This window comes from uncultured Chitinophaga sp. (assembly GCF_902168175.1).
Classification (GTDB): domain Bacteria; phylum Bacteroidota; class Bacteroidia; order Chitinophagales; family Chitinophagaceae; genus Chitinophaga.
This window is the reverse complement of record NZ_CABHOU010000072.1, coordinates 127305-149744: the sequence shown is the minus strand read 5'-3', so window position 1 is coordinate 149744 and position 22440 is coordinate 127305. Positions and strand designations below refer to the sequence as shown.

Annotated in this window: 18 protein-coding genes; 8 read left to right on the top strand and 10 right to left on the bottom strand. The window is 46.4% G+C overall.

Annotated elements, in window-relative coordinates; all coding sequences use genetic code 11:
• Positions 1–37: 37 nt before the first annotated feature.
• The gene (locus QZT80_RS15625; protein WP_295123833.1) at positions 38–997 is read right to left on the bottom strand and encodes an aldo/keto reductase; all 960 of its coding nucleotides are present in this window, start codon (positions 995–997) and stop codon (positions 38–40) included.
• Between the two features lie 144 nt (positions 998–1141).
• On the opposite strand from QZT80_RS15625, the gene QZT80_RS15620 reads away from it, so the two are divergent.
• From QZT80_RS15620 to QZT80_RS15590, 7 genes are all read left to right on the top strand, one after another.
• Entirely contained in the window at positions 1142–1555 is a 414-nt protein-coding gene (locus QZT80_RS15620) for an Rrf2 family transcriptional regulator (RefSeq protein ID WP_295123830.1), read from the top strand.
• 73 nt (positions 1556–1628) lie between these two features.
• Complete coding sequence (locus tag QZT80_RS15615; protein WP_295123827.1) at positions 1629–2276, top strand: NAD(P)-dependent oxidoreductase; 648 nt, start codon at positions 1629–1631, stop codon at positions 2274–2276.
• Positions 2277–2347: 71 nt separating this feature from the next.
• Entirely contained in the window at positions 2348–3181 is an 834-nt protein-coding gene (gene ygiD / locus QZT80_RS15610; RefSeq protein ID WP_295123823.1) for a 4,5-DOPA dioxygenase extradiol, read from the top strand.
• A 10-nt stretch (positions 3182–3191) separates the two neighbouring features.
• Positions 3192–3773 (top strand): DUF1543 domain-containing protein, encoded by a 582-nt coding sequence (locus tag QZT80_RS15605; protein WP_295123821.1) that lies wholly within the window; start codon positions 3192–3194, stop codon positions 3771–3773.
• A gap of 93 nt (positions 3774–3866) precedes the next feature.
• Positions 3867–4388, top strand: a complete 522-nt coding sequence (locus QZT80_RS15600) for a sigma-70 family RNA polymerase sigma factor (protein ID WP_295123818.1) — start codon at positions 3867–3869, stop codon at positions 4386–4388.
• 103 nt (positions 4389–4491) lie between these two features.
• Positions 4492–5433 (top strand): FecR family protein, encoded by a 942-nt coding sequence (locus tag QZT80_RS15595; protein WP_295123815.1) that lies wholly within the window; start codon positions 4492–4494, stop codon positions 5431–5433.
• Positions 5434–5518: 85 nt separating this feature from the next.
• Complete coding sequence (locus QZT80_RS15590; RefSeq protein WP_295123812.1) at positions 5519–8014, top strand: TonB-dependent receptor; 2496 nt, start codon at positions 5519–5521, stop codon at positions 8012–8014.
• A gap of 228 nt (positions 8015–8242) precedes the next feature.
• Here the strand turns inward: QZT80_RS15590 and QZT80_RS15585 are convergent, their stop codons facing one another.
• The 9 genes from QZT80_RS15585 to QZT80_RS15545 form a co-directional block, all read right to left on the bottom strand.
• On the bottom strand, positions 8243–8629 hold the full coding sequence (locus QZT80_RS15585; protein WP_295123809.1) for a VOC family protein: 387 nt from the start codon (positions 8627–8629) through the stop codon (positions 8243–8245).
• A gap of 71 nt (positions 8630–8700) precedes the next feature.
• A complete protein-coding gene (locus QZT80_RS15580; protein WP_295123806.1) occupies positions 8701–9474 on the bottom strand; it encodes a zinc-dependent peptidase in 774 nt (257 codons plus the stop codon).
• 5 nt (positions 9475–9479) lie between these two features.
• Complete coding sequence (locus tag QZT80_RS15575) at positions 9480–10073, bottom strand: hypothetical protein (RefSeq protein WP_295123804.1); 594 nt, start codon at positions 10071–10073, stop codon at positions 9480–9482.
• Between the two features lie 4 nt (positions 10074–10077).
• Positions 10078–10365: a SelT/SelW/SelH family protein gene (locus tag QZT80_RS15570; protein WP_295123802.1), complete on the bottom strand. Its 288-nt coding sequence runs from the start codon at positions 10363–10365 to the stop codon at positions 10078–10080.
• Positions 10366–10476: 111 nt separating this feature from the next.
• A complete protein-coding gene (locus QZT80_RS15565) occupies positions 10477–10638 on the bottom strand; it encodes a DUF1328 domain-containing protein (RefSeq protein WP_295123773.1) in 162 nt (53 codons plus the stop codon).
• Positions 10639–10945: 307 nt separating this feature from the next.
• Complete coding sequence (locus QZT80_RS15560; RefSeq protein WP_295123771.1) at positions 10946–16786, bottom strand: PKD domain-containing protein; 5841 nt, start codon at positions 16784–16786, stop codon at positions 10946–10948.
• Positions 16787–17086: 300 nt separating this feature from the next.
• Positions 17087–18118 carry a polysaccharide deacetylase family protein gene (locus QZT80_RS15555; protein WP_295123768.1) on the bottom strand — a complete coding sequence of 344 codons (1032 nt, stop codon included), beginning with the start codon at positions 18116–18118 and terminating at the stop codon, positions 17087–17089.
• A 105-nt stretch (positions 18119–18223) separates the two neighbouring features.
• On the bottom strand, positions 18224–18883 hold the full coding sequence (locus QZT80_RS15550; RefSeq protein WP_295123765.1) for a fatty acid desaturase: 660 nt from the start codon (positions 18881–18883) through the stop codon (positions 18224–18226).
• A gap of 223 nt (positions 18884–19106) precedes the next feature.
• Complete coding sequence (locus QZT80_RS15545; RefSeq protein ID WP_295123761.1) at positions 19107–20735, bottom strand: ABC transporter substrate-binding protein; 1629 nt, start codon at positions 20733–20735, stop codon at positions 19107–19109.
• Positions 20736–20778: 43 nt separating this feature from the next.
• On the opposite strand from QZT80_RS15545, the gene QZT80_RS15540 reads away from it, so the two are divergent.
• The gene (locus QZT80_RS15540; RefSeq protein WP_295123758.1) at positions 20779–22416 is read left to right on the top strand and encodes a M1 family metallopeptidase; all 1638 of its coding nucleotides are present in this window, start codon (positions 20779–20781) and stop codon (positions 22414–22416) included.
• The last annotated feature ends 24 nt before the right edge of the window (positions 22417–22440 follow it).

Here is a 22440-nt window from a genome sequence, read left to right as displayed (position 1 = left end):
AAAAAAGCGTCAACCAGGTGTTGACGCTTTTTTAGTATCAGTTTTTTGAATAGTCGCTGGCTTCGTCGAGTTGCCGGACCGATTGCTCATCGAGGATTAACTCCGCGGCTTTGAATAACTCCTGCAATTGCTTTACGGTAGTTGCGCTCGCAATTGGAGCCACCACGCCTGGTTTCATGTTAAGCCAGGCAAGCGCGATCTGCGCAGGAGTAGCATTGTATTGTGCCGCCACGGAATCTAAAGCGTCCAGAATACGAAGTCCCCGGGCATCGAGGTATTTCTTCAATCCCTCACCACGCACGCTTTTACCAAGATCCGCTTCTGAACGATATTTACCGGTGAGGAAACCGCTCGCTAAAGAATAGTAATTAATAACCCCCAGGTTGTATTGCAGGCAAATGGGCTGGAAAGCTTTTTCAAAGCCCTCGCGCTCGTAGAGGTTATATAAGGGCTGGAGGCTTTCATAGCGCGGATATCCATATTGTTCGCTCGCCTGCAAAGATTGCAGCAGTCGCTCGGGTGTAATATTGGAAGCGCCAATAAATCTCACCTTTCCTTCTTTCACCAATTGCGCATACGCCTCCAGTGTTTCTTCCACCGGCGTACTTACATCATCGTAGTGCGATTGGTACAGATCGATATAATCTGTTTTAAGGCGGATTAACGACTCTTCTACCTTTTCAAGAATATACTTCTTCGACAGGTCTTTTGCGCCCGGACCAGGCTTTGAACCCACCTTGGTGGCAATAATCACCGTATCCCTGTTGCCGCGCTGCTTTAACCAGTTACCAATAATCGTTTCAGATTCTCCACCCTGCGCACCCGGTGCCCAGTAGGAGTATACATCGGCCGTATCGATAAAAGTAAAGCCATTCGCCACAAATGCATCTAACAGTTCGAATGATCTTGACTCGTCTGCCGTCCACCCAAACACGTTGCCGCCGAATGCTAACGGGGCAAAGGAGAGGCTGGTGTTCCCCAATTTTCTCTTTTCCATAGACTCTTTTACTGTTTTATGATGGATAATACCGGTCATGTTCCGGCACGCTTAGGGCACAAAATTAATACCACGATCGCGGAAATATTTGGTGGATAAATTAAAATAGGCTTATCTTTGTACTGTAATAAATAATATTACAGTATGAATAACGGCAGATTCGCCATATCAGTTCACATTTTAACTTTACTGGCAGACGCGCCGGACGGGGAGCCCATCTCGTCTGAATACATGGCGGGCAGCATGAACATCAATGCGGTGTTGGTAAGGAAAGAACTGGCGAACCTGCGTAGTTATGGTTTAGTGGATAGCAAGGAAGGGAAAGGGGGCGGCAGCTTTTTAGCCAAACCAGCGAGCAGCATCAGGATGTCGGACATTTATGAAGCTGTTAAGCCAGGTTCCCTGCTGGGTAAAAATAAGAATGAGCCTAATCCCGCGTGCCCGGTGGGCCGGCAAATAAACGAACAGCTTGATCAGCTTTATGCAGATGCGGAAGCATCGCTGCTAAAGAGCCTGGGGAAGAAAACCCTTGCCGAATTTCTAAGGCAGTTTCACTAGCTATTTTTTTGCTTATAACTGTAACCTTTTTTAATACAGATTGTTATTTTCTAAAAACACTAAAAGATAAATCATGAAAGTTGCACTAATTGGAGCCACCGGCTTTGTAGGATCGAAATTACTGGCAGAATTGCTGAACAGGGGACATGAAGTAACCGCTATTGCGCGTGATACTACGAAGCTGGAAGCGAAACCGGGCCTTACCATCAGTAAGGGTGACGTGTTTAACGTTGATGCCACCGCGGCCACATTGAGCGGGCACGATGCAGTATTAAGCGCTTATAATCCCGGGTGGACCAATCCGAATATTGAAGCGGACTTTATTAAAGGAGCTGAAGCCATCCAGGAGGCCGTGAAAAAATCAGGCGTGAAACGATTGATCACGATTGGCGGAGCCGGTAGTTTATATATAGGCGACCAGCAATTGATTGACACGCCATCTTTCCCAAAAGAGTATTACAATGGAGCCAATGGCGCCCGCAAGTACCTCGATACACTGCGTAAAGAAACAGAACTGGACTGGACTTTCTTTAGCCCGGCTATTGAAATGCACCAGGGCATTACCACCGGCCGCACCGGGCAGTACCGCACCCAAACAGAAAATCCTGTGTTCGACGAAAATGGCCGCAGTATTTTATCTGCTGAAGATCTTTCGGTTGCGCTCGTAGATGAACTGGAAAATCCTAAATTTATTAAAGCGCGTTTTACCGCGGCTTACTAAATTGTTAGCAGGCTATGCACAGGAAAGCATTTTTAAAGGCAATATCTTTGTTGCCAATAGGAGTTGGAAGTATGAAACTGAATGAGTTTAAAAATATAACAGACACCTTTAACAGCACGGCGCAAATGCCCGTGCTGTTTATTGGTCATGGTTCGCCGATGAACGGTATTGAAGACAACCAGTTTTCGCAAAGCTGGCGGAAAATGGGAGCGGAGATAGCGCAACCGGCAGCGGTACTGGTTATTTCGGCGCATTGGCTAACCAATGGTACGAAAATAACCGCCATGACGGCTCCCAAAACCATCCATGATTTTGGTGGGTTTCCGCAGGAATTGTTTGACGTGCAATATCCGGCGCCAGGCAACCCGGAACTGGCACGCGAAACATCGGCATTGGTGAAAAGCACGCATGTGGGGCTCGATCACGAATGGGGACTTGACCATGGTACCTGGACGGTAGTACGGCATATGTACCCTGATGCAAAAATCCCTGTATTGCAGCTGAGCATCGATTATAGTAAACCTGCAGAGTATCACTATAAACTAGCACAGGAACTGGCGGAATTGCGCAAAAAGGGAGTGCTGATTATCGGTAGCGGTAACATGGTACACAACCTGCGCATGATTGCATGGGATAAAATGGACAAGCCGGAATATGCGTTTGACTGGGCCGTGGAAATGAATACGAAGTTCAAACAGTATATCACAGAAGGCAATCACCAACCACTGATCAATTATGAGCAGATGGGCACTGCTGCTAAATATGCTATCCCCACTCCGGATCACTACTACCCATTGATGTACGCACTGGGCTTGCAGGGAACTAAGGACCAGGCAACTATTTTTAATGATAAGGCGGTAATGGGCTCACTAACCATGACCTCCGTAAAAATTGATAACGCTTAAAATATACCATTTGCAAAAGCTTAAACTATATATGCTGTTACTCGGATGCAAGCCTGAAAGCAGGCACACGGAGCAGCATGATGTATTTTTTGGCATCGCAGATTCTTTACAGTCTTTACTGCCTGACATCATCAACTTCTGGCCGGAAGCAAATGGTAAAATTCATATCGATGGATGGCGGGAAGTGACGATGGTGAATGGATGGAGCGTAGAAGTAGTCGCCCGCGAGGAAACGCATCTAACTAACACTAGCCATTTGTTTTTTATAAACCTGGGCGGCTACAAAGAACACGAAATGGAAGAGTTTCATTATAAGATGCTGGTTGCCGGCGTAGATAAAAATGAAGCTATCAAAAAAGCAAAAGCCACCGCGTTCTTTAAACATACCGGCTTCGAAGGCGCTACGTCTCATATAGATGATAAATACGGTGTAGATGTAGACGATCTTGCTTTGGTGCAGGACATTCTGCCATCATCCGTCAAAGATCATTACGCATTATCGTTAAACCCGGCAAGTCCCGGAACGGCGGAAGATCCATTACACCTCGGCTACTTCAAGCTGGAAGACATCCGCCTGGGCAAATACCCATAAATTTCCCTTCTTCGTAAATAAAATTCCCAATTGGATTAACGGCAATGTGCCCAGTTTGCTATTATTGCCCTTTGAACAAACGCGGCAACCCGAATGGATGTGTTAAACAGGTTGAAAAATGGCGATGAACAAGCCTTTAAGACCATCTTCGACACTTACTGGCAAAGCGTTTATGCAGTACTGCTGAAATACACTTCCTCGGAAGAGGATGCAGAAGAGCTGACGCAGGATATTTTTTACTCGTTGTGGCAACGACGGGAAGACTTATGCCTGCAATCTGAACTGTCACATTACCTCCACGGATCTGCTAAACTTAAAGCCTTTCAACACCTTCGTAACAGTTACCGGCAGCAGCAACGCTTTAGTACGTTGCCTATGTTACAGGATAGTAATGTAACAGGCCAACCGCTTACTTACAAAGAACTGGAACTTGAATTCAAACAGGCAATAGACGGACTTCCGGAGCCGGGAAGAGAAATTTTCCTGCTCACTCATTCCAACCTATACTCCCAAAAAGAAATCGCGGAGAAGACAGGCAGATCCATCCAGATGGTGAAATACTATATCGGCACCGCCCGTCATCAACTTAAGAAGAAGCTTAAGAACCACCTGTAGATAGTAGTTTGTCAGCCCATAGTCAAACTCAAAAAAAATTCCCCCTCTCTTTTAACCCACCGCTCATTTTGGGAACTTATAGGTAAAAGCTACATCAGCACCTATGAACAAGGAGCTTCTTGATAAATATTTTGCGGGCGATTGTACATCGGAGGAAATCCGCCAGATCGAACAATGGTTAGGCACGCACGAGGCCTTGCCAGATGCTTCAATGCCCGTTGGGAATACAGTGAAACGAAATATCTGGAAGCCGTTGATCCGGCGCATTGATGACGAACAGGGACGAACTGCCGGCCTTTCCTCTATCTTTAGAAAAATAGCAGTAGCTGCTACCGTGCTTGGTGTGATCGTAGTAACGGGTTATACAATTTTCGCCTCCCTGCAGCAGCATCCGGCACCAGTTGCCTGGAAAACAGTGAGTAATCCCGGCGGCAAAATGGTAAAAATTACATTAGCAGATAATAGTACGGTACAACTGAACGGCGGCACCACCCTGGAATACCCGACGGCTTTTGAAGGTCCGAACAGACAGGTCAAACTCTTATCGGGCGAAGCTTTTTTCAACGTAAACAAAGGGCAACAGCCATTTTTAGTAAAAACAGAGGGAGAGGGGGATATCCTGGTACTGGGCACCAGCTTCAATATCAAACACACGCCTCATAAAGCAGAACTGGTCATCACACTAACCAGCGGAAAAATACTTTTCAAAGCGCCGGATATTAAAAGTCAATACCTGCTACCAGGCCAGCAGTTACTGTACAACCTGGAAACCAAACGGGCACAAGCTCCTGTAGTAGTAGATACCGTGACCGTACTTAACTGGGCAAACAACATTATCGAGTTTAACGACACGCCAATAGAAGATGTGTTTGCAACGCTGGAAAGCAGGTTTGGCGTGGTGTTCACGATTGACCAACAACCGGCACCGCAGACCATCAACGGAAAGTTTACTGGTAATACTTTACAGGAAATTTTACTCCTGATAGAAAAAACAACAGACATTAAGTTTAAACAACTGGAAAAAGAAGTAATCGTAATGAGGTAAAATAAAAGCCGAATGTGCTCGCAACACATCCGGCCGACGTTTCTAAACAAATGCATTGATTCACCATTTAAAAACAATCAAAAATATGAAAATTAGTGGCTTTAATATAGCCAAACGAAGCCTCGCATCCCTATGGCTTTTATTTGCTCTATCATTTTGCGCTTTAAAAACCAGCGCACAGTCAAACACCACCATCAACATCAGCCGCAAAACCATTACCGTAAAGGAATTACTACAGGAAGCTGAAAAGCAATCGGGCTACAGCTTCGTTTACAGCAGCCGGTTTTCGGGTGTAGATAAATCAATTACACTGGATGTTACCAGCGGCAATCTGAAAGACATTTTAACCGATGTAAGCAATAAAGCACAGCTTCGTTTTGAATTCATTGGCAACCAGGTAAGTGTACGGGAGATAACCAAAAAAGAACAGGCAAAACAACAACCGGCCATCGTAGAACCTTCTATGAGCACTCGCCAGTTGGAAGAGTTTGAAGTGGCCAGTTACAAAGCCAGGTTTGCGAAGAAAGAGAGTAATAATATCGCCAAACTGCCTATAAAAAACCTGGAGAACCCACAGGTGTACAGCACCATTTCACAGGAGTTGCTTCGTGAGCAAATGACAACCGACCTTACCTACGCCATACGTAACACCGTCGGCGTTTATAAAATCCAGGGCAACAGGGGTATTAACAGCGACGGCGCCACATTTTATACCTTACGTGGATTCCGTACAGAAGCTTCGATGATCGATGGCGTACCCGGGCAAACAAATGGCGAGCTGGACCCCGCGAACGTGGAAAGGATAGAAGTGCTGAGAGGGCCTTCAGCAACGCTCTATGGCGGCGCGCTTACATCTTTTGGCGGCCTTATCAATATTGTATCTAAAAAGCCGATAGAAAGATTTGGCGGCGAGGTTTCGTATATCACCGGCAGCTATAACATGAACCGTATTACGGCAGATGTATATGGTCCATTGAGCGCCGACAGCAGCCTGCTGTTCCGTGTAAATGCGGCTTACCTGAACACACAGAACTTCCAGGACGTAGGTTTTAAAAAATCTGCTTTCGTAGCGCCATCCCTTCAGTACCGCAGCGCTAACGGCCGGCTGAACGTGTTCCTGAACGCAGAATTCTACCAATCAGAAGCCACCAATCCATCCACCATATTCCTTAACAGAACACGACAGTTCATTGCCAAAACGCCGGATGAAACCAATTTCGACTGGGAGCGTGGCTACACCAGTAGCGACATCACGATGAAAAATCCAACGATGAACGTTCGCGCGCAGATACTGTATAAACTATCCGAAAAATGGAGTTCACAAACAATTATCTCCAGCAATACCCGCAAATCTAACGGCTATTATCAATACCAGTTTATCCGTAAAATAAACTCCGACGATTCGCTGGAGCGCAACGTGAGCCTGCAGAACACCACCAACACCGCTATCGACGTGCAGCAAAACTTTACAGGAGATTTCCGCATTGCCGGTCTGAGAAACAGGCTGGTGGTTGGATTGGATTACGTAAACATGCGCGTAAACAATGACAACTCGCCCTATATCGTGTTTGACTTTGTGGACGGATCGCTGAATGATGATAAAAACTATACAAAGATTTCCCGCTATGCGCTGGATGCTCGCCTGGCCGCATCAACCGCAGATGCTACGAGGAATCATGGCACCACGGAAATCTACAGCGTATATGCATCTGATGTGCTGAATATAACCGATCGTTTGCTGGCTATGTTAAGCGTTCGCCTCGACAAATTCGACAGTAAAGGAACGATCAATCACGCTACCAATCAGGCTGTAGCCAATACTAAGTTCGATAAAACAGCCGTATCACCGAAGTTCGGCATTGTGTACGAGCTGGTGAAAGATCAGGTTTCATTATTTACCAATTATATGAACGGCTTTAGCTACATTCCACCAGTAACACAGCCGTTACCAGAAATTTCCGGTGCCATGAAACCACAGCAGGCTAACCAGATAGAGGGCGGTGTTAAGATGGACCTTTTCCGTAACCGGCTTGCTATTACCGCCAGCTATTACGACATTAAGGTGGACAATATGACCAGAACAGAGAACTACGAGAAAGATGGCTCGAACTACAACATTACCGTGCAGAATGGTACACAGGTAAGCCGTGGCTTTGAGCTGGAAATTATTTCCACGCCGTTACCCGGTCTTAACCTGGTGGCCGGTTACGCCCATAACGACAGCAAACTTGTAAAAGCAGCTGCAGCAGTAGAAGGCCGCCGTCCGCCCAATGCCGGTCCGGCCGACCTGGTGAACTCCTGGATAGGCTACACACAGCCAAATGGCAAATTTAAGGGCCTGGGCATAGGATTTGGCGCCAACTATATAGGCGATCACATGACAGCCAATTCATCTGCAACAGGCGTATTCACATTGCCGTCATACACCATTTTGAACGCGACAGCTTTCTATGAAGCAAAGAAATTCCGTTTGGGTCTGAAATTCGATAACATTACCAACGAAAGATATTTCACCGGGCAGGGAACTTTAACGCCGCAAATGCCGTTAAACGTTACCGCAAATGTGGCCGTGAAATTCTAATGCTTAAAATGATTTAAAAAAAGGCTTGCCGGTTTATACTGGCAAGCCTTTTTTTTGTGCGGCGGAAGAGAAGCAATTTCGCCCGGAGGCTGATCATTGAATTGTAGACTTATCCGTTTCTGTAGAAGATTAAAGAACCGGTTAAGAAGGGAAGCGTTATTTTATCCTATTTAACATAATATAAATTATAAGACAGAACAAAGAATCAAAACAATGATACTCAGATTGTTACTGCGGCATTGTAATCCACCAGGTATTGCCGGTCGGATCTTTCACGCCGCAGGTACGGCCGTATGGCTGATCAGAAAGCTCCATCACTGTGGTGGCTCCAGCCGCCAGCGCTTTCTTGTAAGATTCATCGGCATTGTCCACATAAACGTACAAGCCCGCCGTTTGCGACGACCATTTATCAGTACTGTCTGCGAACATAATTGTTGCCGTTCCGATGCGCACTTCGCCGTGCATAATTTTGCCGGGATCATCCTCGCGCTTGTGCAGGTGTTTTTCTTCAGCGTCTAATGCGCTTTTAACGAAATCGAGGAATTTTGCAGCGCCATCCAGGATCAAATACGGGATCACTGTTTGGTGACCTTGGGGAATCTTGTTGTTGTCCATACAAATATTGTTTTTGATAGGATAAAATTAGGACGCCTGCAACGCACAGAATTGTATAAAAACGACAACTTTTATGCCAGCTGCTGATTAAAGATTAACGACAACATCCGGTAAAGTTCTGGATGCTCTTCCTTTAACCTGGCGGGCTGCTGGAAGAAATATTCCGCTGAAACCGCCAGAAATTCTCCATGATTAACAGCTCCGTAAGAGTTAATGTCGGATTCTCCGCGTTCGATGAGGCCGATCTCATGCTGCACGATTTGTTCCCATTCTTCAGTAGCGGCATGACGCAGGAATTTCTCGGGGACGCCATCTACAATACCATCTGCTTTGTCCAGCAGGTGCACAAATTCATGTACAGCGGTATTGTGCTTGCCGTGAATATCGAAAAAACCAGCGCGGACGGATGGTCTGGAAAGTAGCATCTGGCCGTTCAGTGCGCCGCTGCCAACCATGCCGGCTATGGGCCTGCGCTCGCCATCAAGGCGATATTCTTCGTCGAACGCGCCGGGATAAAGAATAATATTCGTGAGGTTAAAGTATTTCCAGTTTTCGAACCCGAAGGATGGAATTACTGCTGCCGCGGCAATCAGTACACAGTCCATAGGTTCTGCACTTGTCTTCACGCCTTCTATATGCACTGTTTCCAGAAATTCCTTTACGGATGCGGCGAAGCGCGATTTTTCCGGTGTACTGAGGCGTTGGTAGTACGGTACAGTTTGCGCCAGTAACTCCACGTAATTCTGCGGCACTGCCAATTTTTTTTTGTTGCTTTTTTTCCTGCTTCTACGAACGACTAGCAAAACAATTATTATAAAAGCACCTAAAATATATACAGCTTCCATATCTACTAACGATAAATTATTAACCAATATGCACAAGCTCCTGCCAGGCATCCTAAAGCCGTTCCCAGTATCACTTCCGCCTGTGTGTGCCTTTTAAGTACCAGTCGCGACGCCGAAATTAATACGGACAGTATGATCATTATCCACCCGAACGATATGTGTAAGGTGAACATGCAGATGGAAAGGTAAAACGAAACAGCCGAATGTAACGATGCTTTAATCCAAAAGTTCAACAGAAAAGCGAATATCAGCATCAAAAAACAACAGAGTACGCCGTAGCGGAAAGATGTGGGTTGATGGGTAATGAACAAAGCAATGGTGGCGACGGCCATCAGGCCAAGGATGTAAATGTACATCGAACGCCGCTGCCTGCGGTCGGACACATCAAAATTTGTGTAGTCGCCACGCCTGGCCCTGATGAAGTTGACGAGTGAAATAGGGATGATCACACCACCAACAATCAGCCCGGATATAAGCCATGAGCGTTCGGCCGCCGGCTGCTGGAGTGTGGCAAAAATGATAAACAGCGCCGTGATCAGCAAGGGATGGCCCAATCCTGAAAATATGCCTGCGATCATTAACAGCCACTTCCTTCCCATATGCCTACTCATTGGTTTTGCGGTCGGAATGCCCCAGGGCTTTACCAGGATTTACTTTATCACGCACCAGTTGTTTCAGTTCTTTAATTTCCGGAAAATGCCCTTCCCTCTTACGATCGAAAAGCAGATTATCATTCACGAAAATCTGGTAACTGCCGGCTACTTCCGCGGGCTTAAGGGTTACACCGCCAAGGTCCTCTTCAAAAGTAGTAAGCAGTTCCTGCGCCATATAAGCCGCCCGTAACAGCCAGCCGCATTTCGGGCAATAAGAGATCGTTATTACAGGTTTCATAGTTGTAAATGTAAGCCGAAACAACTGCATTTACAAAGCAGACGGCTGCCTGCTAAGCAATATGAATTTGCTTGCGAGACAGCCGTCTTTTTAATACAATCGTCTATATACTTATCTTCTAACCAGTCCTGAGATCAGCGAGATAAGGAAAAGTACTACGAAAATGAAAAACAGGATCCTGGCAATGGATACCGCACCTGCGGCTATTCCGCCAAATCCGAAAACCGCTGCTATAATAGCTACGATAAAAAATATAACTGCCCAACGTAACATAACTAATAGGTTTAAGTGTGAAATAATGTGTAACGATTAATAGTATACCTATCTTTTGACAATTATCATTCCACAACCGCTTCTCCCCTTTTAACAATCACTATTTCAATACGTTACAACGCTTTCGCACTAATTCCACAGTGTAGAAATGAACTGATTTTTCCCTTCATTATGATGCGTTCTACAACGATTTAATGCCATAAAATCCCCACAAAATGCGATGGCCTCTGCCGCAGCACCATATGGTTTTGCGACAAAGGCCATGCATCTTGGGAGTAATTAGCGATGCTAAGCTGCTACTGGTAAATTAGTGCGCTGCTTTTATAAATATCTTCGAGTAATTGTAATTCTCTCCAGTAACTTTCAGGATATAAGATCCGCAAGGATACATATCGAGCGGAATGTTCTGCTGCCAGATGGAGCCTGGATTTCCCACTCTGATAGTTTTCAGAAGCTGACCCTGTGAGCTGTAAATAGCCACATCAATATCCTTCAGTTCCTTACTCCTCAGTACCACCCTGATGAAATGTGTTGCAGGATTAGGATATATCTGCATCCTTACCTTTTCTTCATCCGGGCTTTTCACAGTGATTTTCACTACATCAGTAGCTGTCTGGAATTTATCGTCGGTTACAGTAAGCTCGAATTCATAAACACCTTCCACAAGACCAACAAGGTTTGGCTTGGCGGCATTGTTGTTTACGATAGTGCCTTCTGCGGGACCAGCGATTTTCCTCCAGCTATATTGAGTGATAGTGCCATCTGCATCGTAAGAACCGCTACCGTCAAGTTCCACTGTTGTTACTGGGAGCGTGAAGTTTCTGTCCTCGCCGGCATTAGCTACAGGACCATCGTTCGGCTGAGCGGTTACCGTCACCGTTACGCGATCGGAGTGTGTAGCACCATTGTTATCAGTTACGGTGAGTTCGAATACATAAGTACCCTCTGCCAGACCACTAACAGCGGTGTTAGACGAGCTGCCACTTACGATAGTGGCTGTAGCACCGTAAATCTGCGTCCATTTGTAGTCTGTGATAGATCCGTCGGCATCAATAGAGCCAGAACCGTTAAGTGACGCTTCGGTTGCTGGCAGCACGATATTAATATCAGTACCTGCATTTGCAATTGGCGCTGCGTTAATAATCGACTGGACCGTTACCGTAATATCATCAAAATTGGTAAGCCCTTTATTGTCTGTTGCTACAACCTGGAATGTGTAAGTACCAGCTACCAGGTTTGTCAACAGTGTTTTAGCACTGTTAGCGTTAGCGAAAGCAAACGTGCTCGGACCGCTCGTTTTTCTCCATGCATAACTTACGATAGAGCCATCAGGATCATAAGACAAGCTGGCATCCAGTGTGGTCTGGTTAACCGGCAATGTGATCGTGATATCCGGACCTGCATATACCACCGGAGGTTTGTTTGGTACTGGATTTACTACTACTGTTACGGTGGTGCTGTTAGTCAGGCCGCCGTTATCGGTAACAGTCAGTGCAAATACATAGGTACCTTCTACCAGGCCGGTTACGTTTGTTTTAGAAGATGCAGAATTTGCGATGCTGCCGCTGGCCGGGCCAGTTTGTTTCCTCCACTGGTATGTGCTGATCGTTCCGTCGGTATCATAAGACAAAGAACCGTCAAGCGATACAGCGGAAGTCGGCAGTGTGATAGTGATATCGCCTCCTGCATCTGCAATCGGTGCAATGTTAACCGTAGCCGCTTTCACGTTCACAGTTACCTGGTCGGCGTGTGTAGCGTTACTATTATCAGTTACTGTAAGTGTAAACACATATGTGCCTTCCACCAAACCCGTAACCGTTGTTTTTGCTGAAGATGCGCTGGTAATTGCACCACCTGCAGGACCAGAAGTTTTCACCCAGGCATACTTGGTAATGGTACCATCATTGTCGGCAGAAAGGCTACCATCAAGTGCGGCAGAAGAAGCTGGTATAGTAATCGTGATATCTGTACCCGCGTTAGCCACTGGTACAACATTCGCTGCCGCAGGCTTAACGGTAATGGTTACATCATCATAGTGCGTAAGACCTTTATCATCCTTCACAGTGAGGCGGTACACATAAGTACCTTCCACCAGACCGGTGATATTTGTTTTAGCGGCTGCAGGTGTTGCAATTGCGCCACCGGTTGGGCCACTTTGTTTAGTCCATGTATAAGTAGCAATCGTGCCATCGCTGTCGGTGGAATTATTACCGTCCAGCGCTACAGTATTAGTAGGCAGAACGATCGTAACATCAGCACCCGCTTTTGCCACCGGGGCTACGTTAGCAGCCGGCTTAACAGTTACAATCACGTCATCGAAGTGTGTTGCACCTTTATCGTCGGTAACGGTAAGGCGGAAAGTATAAGTACCTGCCACCAGTCCTGTAACAGTTGTTTTAGATGCAGCAGCAGTAGTAATAGTACCACTGGTTGGGCCGTTTTGGTTTACCCAGGCGTATTTCGCAATTGTACCATCGCTGTCTGTAGAAGTACTGCCATCAAGCGATACAGTACTTACAGGAAGTGTGATCGTTACATCTGCACCAGCTTTTGCCACCGGGGCTACGTTGTTAGGGATAGCCGCATTTACAATTACGTTTACATCGTCGCTGTGAGTGGCTCCTTTGTCGTCCGTTACGGTGAGGGTGAACACATAAGTTCCCTGCACCAGGGCAGTTACCGTGGTTTTAGAAACTGCCGGAGTGGTGATAGTACCGCCACCAGTTGCCGGGCCGCTTTTCTTGGTCCAGGCGTACTTTGTGATTGTACCATCACTGTCTGTAGAAGTGCTGCCGTCCAGGGAAACACTGCTTAAAGGAAGTGTGATCGTAACATCTGCACCAGCTTTTGCTACCGGAGCAATGTTTGCTGCGGCAGGTTTAACCGTTACAATGATATCATCACTATGTGTGGCACCTTTATCGTCGGTTACAGTAAGTGTGAATGTATAAGCCCCTTCAACTAAAGCGGTAACCGTAGTTTTAGCGGCACCAGCTGTGGTAATAGTGCCCCCGCCAGCTGCCGGGCCTGTTTTTTTCACCCAAGCGTAACTAACGATAGTACCATCAGTGTCCGTTGAACCGCTGCCGTCCAGAGACGCAGTGTTGGTAGGCAGAGTGATGGTGATATCGGTACCTGCATTGGCTGTAGGGAGTTTATTAGTGGGCGTTGCGCCGGTAAATTCATCCGCACCTGCGTCGAAAGCGGCACCGTAAGGGCGGGCTTCGCCGTCAAAGTCGCGGTTAACACCGTAACCACTAACATCCTGACCTTTATCGATAGCCGGTGAACCAGCCAGTATGTGGAAGTCGTTATTGGCAGGGTCCACAAATTTTACATTGTTGATGTCTGCTTCAAAAACGTTATTCGCTGCTTTGTAATCGATCGTGTTATCTACTTCCAGGTAAGCCTTTTGCCCTTTTGAGGCCAGTGCGCCTGGTTGTACGATCAGGTTATTGTAGAAGAGGTTACCTGCTGCTACTGTACCCTGCGAGTTGTAAAACATAATACCATCACGTGCTGCTTTAACAATTGTGTTGTTAAATACATACACCTGGATGGGTTTGTACAACTGGAGCGTTGGTTTATCATCGATGAAGATAGCGTCCTGGCCAGCAGAAGTTCCATCGTAACCAGCCTCGTTCACCACGTTGTTGTATACATCAATATGGGTACTGCCGAACACCTGGATACCGTTACCAGTACCTTTGCTCACCAGGTTACCATGTATGCTGCCCACACCTTCGCCACCGAAAATAATACCTGCCTGCTGGCTGCCTTTATTTTCCAGGCCGTAGTTCAACACTTTATTATTATAGATCTCCAGTCCTTCAGGCGCACCAGAAACCTGGATGCCGTCCCAACCGGTACCGTCCGTAATCATATTGTATACCTTACAATTATATATCCTTGGAGGAGGCTGACTGGAGGTAGTCCCGTTACAGGTAACAGAAACACCGCTCTGAGAAGTGTGACCGATATACATACCTTCACCCAGTACATCATGAATATAACAATCGTGGAACTTCAGGTTGCGGATCGCGAAATTGGGATACCATGTTTCAGGATCACAATCCGGGTTAATCTTACACAGGAAGCCCGCTTCGGTTTTGGTGATCTCAAGCCGTTCCACCTCGTAGTCGGTACAACCTTTACCTGCGGAGAAGCCGCTCGGAATGTACTTGCTACCGCCATTTGATTTAAAGCCGTATTTATCGCTGCTACCAGAACCGGTAAACTTGAAGTATTTAACGTTGCGGAAGGTAAATCCACGGTCGCCGCCATCGCCTGATTCTACAACACCGCCACAGTTCATGAATATCAATGGTTTATCCGCAGTACCAGATGCGTTGAAGAATTCGATCTGCTTGTATTTACCTGCTTTGATACATATCACGTCGCCAGGCTGCAGGCCTTTAGAACTCAGGTCCATATAAACACCGCCGTCTGCACTTGGAGTAACCGTCAGTTTACAACCACAATCTCCGGGTTCTGCTGCCGCGGTTACCGTTACAGTCACTGTAGTTTCTGCTGTTACGCCTGCCGCATTGGCAACTACCAGCTTATAGGTATAAGTACCTGCCACTAAGGCGCTGACAGTTGTTCTGGCTGCAGTAGCCGAAGCGATAGTACCGCCTGCTGGCCCGGCTGTTTTAGTCCAGGTATAAGTAGTGCCGGTCGATGAACTACCATCCAGTGTAGCGGTAGTAGTCGGTAAAGCAATACTGATAGCGCTGGGCGCTACCCTGGCCACTGGTGCCGGGTTTGCAACCGCATTTACAGTCACGTTAACTGTCGCTGTAGCGGTTAGGCCACCAGCGTCAGTAACAGTAAGGCGGAACTGGTAAGTGCCTTGCAACAGGCCCGTCACGGTAGTTGTTGCAGCACTGGCCGTGGTAATTGCACCACCACCTGCTGCCGGACCGCTTACTTTCGTCCAGGCATAAGTAAGGGCGCCTTCCGCATCCGAAGATGCGGAGCCGTCCAATGATACGGTATTCGTAGGAAGTGTAATCGTTTGAGCTGCACCCGCATTAGCCACCGGCGCGTTGTTTGCGCTGCCTGCAACCGTTACGCTAACATCATCGCTGTGAACGCCGCCGCTGTTATCGGTAACGGTAAGGCTAAAAACATAAATACCGGCTGTTGTAAGGCCGGTAACAGTTGTTTTTGCAGCATTGGAAGTTGTAATTGAGCCTACGCCCGGACCGGACTTTTTAGTCCAGGAATATGTAGTTATCGTACCATCGCTGTCTTTTGAAGCCGAACCATCCAGACTGGCCGTAGAGGTTGGCAGTGTGATACTAACATCGCTGCCAGCATTGGCAACCGGGAAAATATTTGTTGGTGTACCAGCATCATTGCGTGAATACTGCAACATCCACTGGTAAATATTTGGACTGTTATAAACGTTATCCACGGCATAGGCCTGGTTCCAGTAAGAACCAGTATGACCAGCACCTTTGGTGATGGTCGATATTGCTTTTACCGTCGGATTACAGCTATTGATCTTCGTTACATACCTGTCTACAAGATAATAGAACTGGTCGCCATCGCCGCAAAGCGTCCAAAGCCTTACGTTCTGGCTGGCTATGTTACAAAGTTGACTTTCATCGTAATCTATACCGGCAGCAGAAACCGGCACAATGGCCGCTACTTTCCTGGCATATTCCGGTTTAGCCGACGGGTAGTTCCAGGTGGCATAACCACCCGCACTTAAACCTGTCAGGTAAATACGGCTTTCATCCACACGATAGGCTTTCTTTGCCGCCTCAATGATGTTGTCCACCATGTCAGCATTAAACCAGCCACCCGTCGCCTGAGGCGATATCGTGATGAATTTGAACAGTTTACCGCCAACGGTATACTGCATCTTTGCCCCGTTAGCGACCATTTTAGGTACACCATGATTCAATACCGCATTCAACGTTGGCCCCTGCTCTCCCACACCATGGAAGAAGATAATTAGTGGATAACGCTCAGTGGTTGAATTGTAATCATCGGGAAGATGAAGCCAGGCCCCAAAATTGGCCAGTTTAATCTGGGTTTGATCACCCTGTGCCATGACACGAGGCTGCAGCAAGTGCAGCAAGATCATGCAAAAGATACCGGCACGTACCTTAGGCATTAATTGCAGTAGGTTCTTCACAAAAGGTCAAAATTTAAAGATGGTTAAACGTTCACTCTTCTTCTTCCATTCCTAACTCGATACAATCCGGTCTAATTTGAACTTATGCAAAGTTAGCATTCAATGGCTAATTTCGACATAAAAACAAATATAAATTTTTATATAATTTATGTTTTATTTGAATCTATATTGAATTTAAGTTAAGCAATTTAATTCTATTTTTTATTAAAAATATTTTTAAACTGTCTTTTCTGTGTCGCAACACACATCTGGTTTTTTAAATATTAAAGGGATTTTTATTGTGATGAGGTTGGTCTGGGATTAAATTCTTACAACCTTGTTTTTACCCGCCCATGAATGTAATACACCGTACATCAGAATGCCTTTTATAGCTTCTTCTATACCCACTGACGGACGCTCACAGTTAAAGCGATGAAGTATACGCGGAGAAATGTCCTGCTTATGGTTCGCGGTGCCGAAAATCAGGTCTACCTGCGGTTTGGGGCCACTTAACAGAGTGTCGAAGAACGCCTTGCTTACACCTGAATCGTAATGGGGGAAAGCAAAAACTTTATAATCGAGATTAAAACGGTTGGCTACATAATTTACCGACCCGGTGGTTTGTCTTAACTGCTCCTCCAGGGTTAATGGCGGATAAAAAGGATGATCTATACTGTGGCCACCAATGCTAAAACCTTGATTTACGAGCGATTGTATTTCATCACTATTCATAAAAGGCCGCACGTTTTGCAGGTAATCCTGGAAAGAAACGTTCATTGCTTTGGCCAACTGGTCGCAAATACCACGTTCAGCATACTTTATCTGCCTGATGTGTCGAATGAGCGCATCTATCGGACTGCCAGCCGGTTCCTGGATGATACGCCTGATCTCTCCCAACACTGCCTGGCTGTAAGTGTTTTTCTCCAACGCATCAATTAACAGGCTGATCTTAAACTGGTAAAACAATTCCTTATTGTCGATGAACGCGGAGTTGAGGAAAAATACGCCGGGTAGCCCTTTCCGTTGGAGCATGGGCGCTATTACTTCTTTCACTTCTCTTAAACCATCATCAAAGGTGAGCAGAAAGGTGTTATCGGGTATGGGACGTTGTTCGTTTATGCATTTCAGTATTTCGGGTAGCGAAACAGGCTTGAAGTTACTCGCCAGGAAGTCGAGGTCCTGCTCAAAGGCTTTGGTGCCTTTCCAGGGATATAAATGCTTGATATGAGGCACTTCCCCATCGTTTACCAGGTGATGATAAGGCAGGATAATATGCCCACGGTACAACTTTTTAAGCACGGCGAGGTTCATCATCTTAATGCCCTGGTAGTAAACTTTCTTAACGGGGTTCATATCCTGGAAAATATTTTAATGCAAAATAATACCGTGGTATCCAAAAAGCAAACGCTGCATAATATTTTCACAAACATTATGCAGCGCTGCTAAAATTTTATATGTCTAGTGACTTCTAACCGGTACTGGCTTAAGCTTGATGATGCCTACAGCATTCATCGCTCTCATCACCAGGAAAGATGGATCAAACTCATACCATTTTTTGGCGAAGTTCGGGCTGTCTTTAAATTTATGGTGATTGTTCTGGAACAACTCGCCCATCAGCAAAATACCCCAGGGTGATGTGTTTTTAGACTTATCGTTATTATCAAAGTTACTGTAGCCGTACTTGTGACCACACCAGTTTACTACTGCACCCTGTATAGGCCCGATCAGGAAGTGGATCGGCAGCAACAGGAAAAACAGCCAGTGTGGTGCAAATACAATGTAAAATGCGATGTAACTCAGCGCAAAGGTCAAACGTGTGATGTTGTGATCGCCAAATGCGTCCAGTGCCTTCCATTCGGGCATTGGGTCTTTGGTGAATTTGTCGTCTACTACAGTTTCGCGTGTTACGAAACCATTGTAAATTTTACGGGTAGTCACCATCATCGACCAAACATCTTTAAAGAAGTGTGGAGAATGTGGATCGTGCTCGGTATCGCTATATTCATGGTGCATGCGGTGCATAGTACCGTACGCTCTTGGAATCAGGTAAGATGAACCCTGGAAAAACCAGGTGCATAAGTAGAAAAAACGCTCCCAACCTTTACTGGTTGTGTACATCTGGTGAGATGCATACCTATGGAGGAAAAATGTGTGGAAGAAAAGTGAGAAGAACCAATGAACTCCCAGAAAAATAAGAATCGCAATCATTGTCCGCTATTCAGTTGTTTAAATTAGAATTGAGGGCCAAAGGTAGGCTAAAACTTTCTTAATGAAGGCGTTTTAAGAATGTCTGCCACCGGTCATTTGCCTTTCATCACCCTAAATCCTTTACCAGTACGGATTACTCGATTCGCAACGTACGCAACTCAAGCATATTCAATCCATTATTTATCATTCCTTTAACATTTGGCTGTAAGAAATGTGCGGTTTGGTCGTAGAAGATCGGTACCACTGGCGCATCGGCCACCACCAGGCGATCCATGGCCTGGTAAAGTGTGTAACGCAGGCTGTCGTTGTTCTCCCGGATGGCCTGTTCGTACAGCTTATCGAACGTGGGATTGTTATAGCGCGTATAATTAGGCGGGGCCGGATTTTTACTGTAAAACACGGCCAGGTAACTCTCTGCATCGGGATAGTCGGCTATCCAGCTGCCCCGGAAAAATGGCACCTGCGATTTGGAGACCTGGTCTATCAGCGTGCCTTTTTGAATCACTTCTACCTGAACGGGAATGCCGATCGCCTGCAATTGGTTGGCCGCAAAATTGGCCATGTCGGAATAGTTGGGGATAGATATGAGTTTGATGGCGGGCAACCCTTTGCCGTTCGGATAACCGGCTTCGCTCAACAACTTCAAAGCGTACGCAGGATCATACCTGTAACCTTTTACTTTTTCCGGATCAAAAGATGGCAGCCCACCAGGCACGAAACCTGAATTTGCAGGTGTGCCAATGCTGTTGCGCAGGTAGGTCATCATCTTCACCCGGTCGAAGCCATAGTTGATGGCCAGCCTTATTTGCCTGATCTTCAGCGGAGAGCCTTTCATCTGCGCGTTTTCGGGATCCATCAGCATCCCGAAATATTCGGTATTCAGATAGGGACTTTTGGATAAGATAATCTTGCCCTCCCACTCTTTTTTTAACTGCCCTGTTTTGGTAAGCACCTCGTCCTTAAACGATGTTTCGATATCGTTCACAAAGTCGAGCTGCCCCTGCCGGAATAACAGAAACTCCGTGCCCTTACTATCTACAAATGTCACCTTTACTGCATCTACATATGGCAACCGCTCTCCTGCCGCATCACGCTCAAAATAGTGCGGATTCTTATGTAATATCAGCGCCTGCCCTTCATCCCAGAAATGGAACTGAAAAGGACCGGTACCGCATGGATGCTTACGAAAATCTTTACCCCACTTCTCTACCACTTCTTTCGGCACTATCGAGCAGTACTGGGTACTTAAAATACCCATAATCGGGTGGAACGGATGCAATAGGGTAAGTTGAAAGGTGGTATCGTCTACTGCTTTAAATCCTCTCTCCTTATCTACCTTGCCGTTAAATATCCAGGCGCCGGACGATGCCACGGCCGGGTCCATTACACGCTGAAAGGTGTACACAACGTCAGTTGCGTTCATCTTACGCCCCTTGCCACCGGCAAAGGCCTCGTTATCGTGGAAAAACACATCGTTGCGGAGGTGAAAAGTATACGTAAGCCGGTCGTCTGAAACGTCCCAGCTTTTAGCCAGCGATGGCACGATGTTAAGCAGGCTATCGGGCTCCACCAATGTATTGTACAACTGGTGTACGCCCCACATAATGGCTTGTGTTTTGGAAAATGCGGGGTCAAGGGTGGGTATGCCCTCGGGCTGGTTATAGCGGAATACTTTTTTGGTCTCCTGCCTGTTTAACCCGCAACCGGCCAGCAAAAACAAGGTTAATATCTGTATATAACTAACTAATCCCTGACGTTTCATTTGCCGGTAAATTAATATCTTTCCGCGAAATAACTAATAGAACATGCGAAGTGCAGTTTTGATCATGGTTGGTTTAGTGGCAATGCTGTCCGTATACGGGCAAACGCAAAAATTTACAAGGCAGGACACTTTACGCGGAACGCTTAATGCCGAGCGCAACTGGTGGGATGTAACGCATTACGACCTGAACGTACAGGTAAATCCATCCGACAGCTCTATCTCAGGAAAAAATACGATTCACTACCGGGTGTTAAAAGCTAATACAATACTGCAGATCGATCTGCAGGAACCTATGGTTATCGACAGTATAGTCCAGTTGGGCAAAAGCCTTTCTTATACCCGCGAAGGCAACGCTTTTCATGTAAACATACGGGCCTTGCAACAGCCGGGCAAGGTGCAGCAGCTTACGGTTTACTTTCACGGCAAACCGCGCGCAGCGGTAAGAGCGCCCTGGGACGGCGGTTTTCAGTGGAGCAAAGACTCTCTCGGCCGTGCCTGGATAGCCACAGCCTGCCAGGGGCTTGGCGCCAGTGTATGGTGGCCGAATAAAGATCATCAGAGCGAGGAGGCTGACAGTACGAGCATTACGGTCACTGTTCCCACCGGACTTACCAACGTATCTAACGGCCGTTTGCGCAGCAAAAAGAATAATGGTAACGGCACTACCACTTTCAACTGGTTCGTCAATAACCCTATCAATAATTATGATGTGGCGCTGAACATCGGCCATTACACGGAATTTAAAGATGTATTTAATGGTGAAAAAGGCAAGCTGGATATGAGCTTCTGGGTGCTGGACTACAACGTAGAAAAAGCAAAGAAACACTTCGAAGTAGTAAAACCAATGATGAAATGCTTCGAACACTGGTTTGGCCCCTACCCTTTTTACGAGGACAGTTACAAGCTGGTAGAAACACCGCACCTGGGCATGGAACATCAGAGCGCAGTAGCCTACGGGAACAAATATCAGATGGGCTACATGGGCCGCGACCTGTCTGGCAGTGGCTGGGGTATGAAGTGGGACTTTCTCATCATCCATGAAACGGGGCACGAATGGTTCGGCAATAACATCACTGCGAAAGATATTGCGGATATGTGGGTACACGAGGGTTTTACAAACTACTCGGAAACTATTTTCACGCAGTGTATAGATGGCGTACAGGCTGGTAACGAATATAGCCAGGGCATCCGCAGGAATGTGGCGAACGATATTCCTGTTATCGGCCACTATGGTGTAAATAGCGAGGGTAGCGGCGATATGTATTACAAGGCGTCTAACATGATACACACTATTCGCCAGATCATGAATAACGACGAAGCTTTCCGCCAGTTACTGCGGGGGCTTAATAAAACTTTTTATCACAGCACGGTTACCACTGCACAGATAGAGAAATACATCAATCTTAAAGTGGGGCGTAACCTGTCTAAAGTATACGATCAATACCTGCGTACGATTACCATCCCGGTATTTGAATATAAGGTTGTAAATGGTGTGCTTAGCTATCGATGGGTATCAGAAGTAAAAGGCTTTGATATGCCGCTGAAAGTAACGCTGAGCGAGGGTAGGTATAGTTTCATTTATCCTACACAACAATGGAAAACCCTGAAGCTTGGGTTTAAAGATGCTGCGAAGTTTGAAGTAGATAAGAACTTTTACATCAACATAAAAAAAGTAAATTAACACAGAAGCCTCCACACGGAGGCT

Excerpts from the sequence above, each read along its gene's own strand:
- QZT80_RS15625 (WP_295123833.1), bottom strand. The coding sequence starts at position 997 with ATGGAAAAGAGAAAATTGGGGAACACCAGCCTCTCCTTTGCCCCGTTA.
- QZT80_RS15620 (WP_295123830.1), top strand. The coding sequence starts at position 1,142 with ATGAATAACGGCAGATTCGCCATATCAGTTCACATTTTAACTTTACTG.
- QZT80_RS15615 (WP_295123827.1), top strand. The coding sequence starts at position 1,629 with ATGAAAGTTGCACTAATTGGAGCCACCGGCTTTGTAGGATCGAAATTA.
- ygiD (WP_295123823.1), top strand. The coding sequence starts at position 2,348 with ATGAAACTGAATGAGTTTAAAAATATAACAGACACCTTTAACAGCACG.
- QZT80_RS15600 (WP_295123818.1), top strand. The coding sequence starts at position 3,867 with ATGGATGTGTTAAACAGGTTGAAAAATGGCGATGAACAAGCCTTTAAG.
- QZT80_RS15595 (WP_295123815.1), top strand. The coding sequence starts at position 4,492 with ATGAACAAGGAGCTTCTTGATAAATATTTTGCGGGCGATTGTACATCG.
- QZT80_RS15590 (WP_295123812.1), top strand. The coding sequence starts at position 5,519 with ATGAAAATTAGTGGCTTTAATATAGCCAAACGAAGCCTCGCATCCCTA.
- QZT80_RS15585 (WP_295123809.1), bottom strand. The coding sequence starts at position 8,629 with ATGGACAACAACAAGATTCCCCAAGGTCACCAAACAGTGATCCCGTAT.
- QZT80_RS15580 (WP_295123806.1), bottom strand. The coding sequence starts at position 9,474 with ATGGAAGCTGTATATATTTTAGGTGCTTTTATAATAATTGTTTTGCTA.
- QZT80_RS15575 (WP_295123804.1), bottom strand. The coding sequence starts at position 10,073 with ATGGGAAGGAAGTGGCTGTTAATGATCGCAGGCATATTTTCAGGATTG.
- QZT80_RS15570 (WP_295123802.1), bottom strand. The coding sequence starts at position 10,365 with ATGAAACCTGTAATAACGATCTCTTATTGCCCGAAATGCGGCTGGCTG.
- QZT80_RS15565 (WP_295123773.1), bottom strand. The coding sequence starts at position 10,638 with ATGTTACGTTGGGCAGTTATATTTTTTATCGTAGCTATTATAGCAGCG.
- QZT80_RS15555 (WP_295123768.1), bottom strand. The coding sequence starts at position 18,118 with ATGAACCCCGTTAAGAAAGTTTACTACCAGGGCATTAAGATGATGAAC.
- QZT80_RS15550 (WP_295123765.1), bottom strand. The coding sequence starts at position 18,883 with ATGTACACAACCAGTAAAGGTTGGGAGCGTTTTTTCTACTTATGCACC.
- QZT80_RS15545 (WP_295123761.1), bottom strand. The coding sequence starts at position 20,735 with ATGAAACGTCAGGGATTAGTTAGTTATATACAGATATTAACCTTGTTT.
- QZT80_RS15540 (WP_295123758.1), top strand. The coding sequence starts at position 20,779 with ATGCGAAGTGCAGTTTTGATCATGGTTGGTTTAGTGGCAATGCTGTCC.